Source organism: Streptacidiphilus carbonis (genome assembly GCF_000787775.1).
Lineage (GTDB): Bacteria > Actinomycetota > Actinomycetes > Streptomycetales > Streptomycetaceae > Streptacidiphilus > Streptacidiphilus carbonis.
In genome coordinates this window covers 55,167-57,622 of the sequence record NZ_BBPM01000049.1, presented here as the reverse complement: position 1 = coordinate 57,622, position 2,456 = coordinate 55,167, and the positions used below count along the sequence as shown (strand labels likewise).

General features: G+C 75.6%; 2 protein-coding genes. One reads left to right on the top strand and one right to left on the bottom strand.

Annotation, left to right across the window (positions count from 1 at the left end):
* The coding region (locus tag TR46_RS29155) for an FHA domain-containing protein (RefSeq protein ID WP_042407068.1) at nucleotides 1-721 on the bottom strand (721 nt) is incomplete at its 3' end.
* 341 nt (nucleotides 722-1,062) lie between these two features.
* Here TR46_RS29155 and TR46_RS29150 point away from each other — a divergent pair.
* Nucleotides 1,063-2,456: serine/threonine-protein kinase (locus tag TR46_RS29150; RefSeq protein ID WP_052433179.1), on the top strand; the 1,394-nt coding region annotated here is incomplete at its 3' end.

The following is a 2,456-nucleotide window of genomic DNA, read 5'->3' as shown; positions in this document are numbered from 1 at the left end:
GCCGGGTCAGCTGGAGCCGGCCCTGGCCGTCCGCGATCAGGTCGGAGCTGCCCAGCGGGCCGGGGCGGCCCCCGCCCGGGGCCACCACCAGGGCGGACTCGCCCAGGCCGAGCACCGAGCCCGGCGGCACCGGCACCGGTTCGGCGCCGACCGGCAGGCCGTCCAGCGCGGTGCCGTTGGTGGAGCCCAGGTCGACGACCGAGACCCGGCCGTCCGCGTCCACCTCCAGGGCCAGGTGGAACCGGGAGACGTCGGGGTCGTCCAGCGGGACGTCGGCCTGCGCCGAGCGCCCCACCCGGACCCGGCCCGGCATCAGCAGGTGGATGCCGCCGGCATCGGGACCGCCGACCACCCGCAGCTCGGTCGGGGCGCCGGGCGCCGGGCCGGCCGGGACATGGTCGGGGTCGGGCTCGTCCAGGCGCAGTACCGCGCCGTCCACCAGCGGCGGGTGTCCCAGCACCGCCCGCTCGTCCAGTCGCTGGTCGCCCGCGTAGAGGTGCACATGGGTGGACGAGCGCGTGCCGCGCGCCCCCGGGCGCCCCGCGACCGCGCCCGCGAGGGCGCCGGCGACGGCCCCGAGGCTGGTCCCGACCGGGGCCGTCACCAGCACGTCCGCGATCTGGGCGGACGACCTCGGCGGCCGGCCCTGCGGGCCCAGGGCATGTGCACGTGACGGCGCCGCGCCGTCACGTGCCGCGAGCACGCTCAGCCGGATCTGCATCGTCCCTCGGCCCCTTCCGCAGGCTCCTGGCAGCGGCACTTGCCAACCCACCCGGTACCACTCCACCCGTACCGCACCAGCGGATCCACGCAGTGCTCCCGGGTACTGCGGGGCCAACGATCGGACCCCGCAAGCGGAGTGGACGCCGCGGTGCTGAATGCATCCTCCCATCCGCCACCGACAACTCGCCCCCACCACCCGTCTCAGTGCCGCGACACGCCGGGGGACGACCCCCGGACCGCCGATCATGGGAACTTGGAGCGCCCCTCAGCACGTCCTTCGGGTAGGGGCTTACTGTTGCCTCCCACAGGCACGACGAGAGCATGGCGAGGAGCGCACGGGTGCGGCCGGTCGGCAGTAAGTACCTCCTGGAGGAACCGCTGGGACGCGGGGCCACCGGAACGGTGTGGCGTGCGCAGGTGCGGGACGAGTCCGGCAGCGGGGCGGCGCCCCAGCAGGTCGCGATCAAGGTCCTCAAGGAGGAGCTGGCCACCGACCCCGATGTGGTGATGCGCTTCCTGCGGGAGCGCTCGGTGCTGCTGCGCCTGGTGCACCCCAATATCGTCCGGGTCCGCGACCTGGTGGTCGAGGGCGAGCTGCTGGCCCTGGTGATGGACCTGATCGACGGTCCCGACCTGCACCGCTACCTGCGCAGCCACGGCCCGCTGAGCCCGGTCGCCGGGGCGCTGCTGATGGCGCAGATCGCCGACGCGCTGGCGGCCAGCCACGCGGACGGCGTGGTCCACCGCGACCTCAAGCCGGCCAATGTGCTGCTGGCCACGGTGAACACGGCCGGGGGCGAGCCGGTGATGCACCCGCTGCTCACCGACTTCGGCATCGCCAGGCTCGCCGACTCGCCCGGCCTGACCCGCACCCATGAGTTCGTCGGTACCCCCGCCTATGTCGCGCCGGAGTCCGCCGAGGGCCGCGAGCAGACCTCGGCCGTGGACGTCTACGGCGCCGGCATCATGATGTACGAGCTGCTGACCGGCCAGCCGCCGTTCCACGGGGACGGCCCGCTGCAGATCCTGCAGATGCACCTCTCGCAGGAGCCCGCGCGGCCGCGCAACCTGCCGGAGCCGCTGTGGACCGTGATCGAGCACTGCTTGCGCAAGAACCCGGCGCAGCGCCCCACCGCCGTCCAACTGGCCACCGCGCTGCGCACCGTCGCGGCCGGGGTCGGCGTGCACTCCACCCCGGCCCAGATCGACGCGGCCATCGCGGTCGGCGCGCTGCTGGCGCCGCCGGTGCCGGTGGGGCAGGACCCCACGGTGCCCAACGGCATGCGCTTCGACCCGGGCGCGCCCACGGTGTTCGGCGGCGGCCCGCCGGCCGGCGGTCCCGGGGGCACCGTGCTGAACGCCTTCGGCGCGGCCGACGCGACCCAGGTACTGCCCCCCGGCGCGGCCGAGCGCACCCAGCGGCTGGACCCGGGCCAGGCCCCCGGCGCGCCCCAGCGCACCACGGTGATGCCCGTGCCCCCCGGCGCGGGCCAGGGCGGCGGCTACGGCCAGAACGGCCAGAGCTACGGCCAGAACGGGCAGAACGGCCAGAACTACGGCCGGCACGGCCAGGACCAGCAGTTCGGCCAGGACGCCCCGCAGCAGCCGTCCGGGCCGCACCCCTGGGAGAACCAGCTGCGGGCCGCGCGTACCCGCAACGAGCAGACCCAGGTCGGCTATCCGGCCCAGGCCGGCCCGGAGCAGCAGCCCCAGGTCGCCCCGCCGCCCTACCG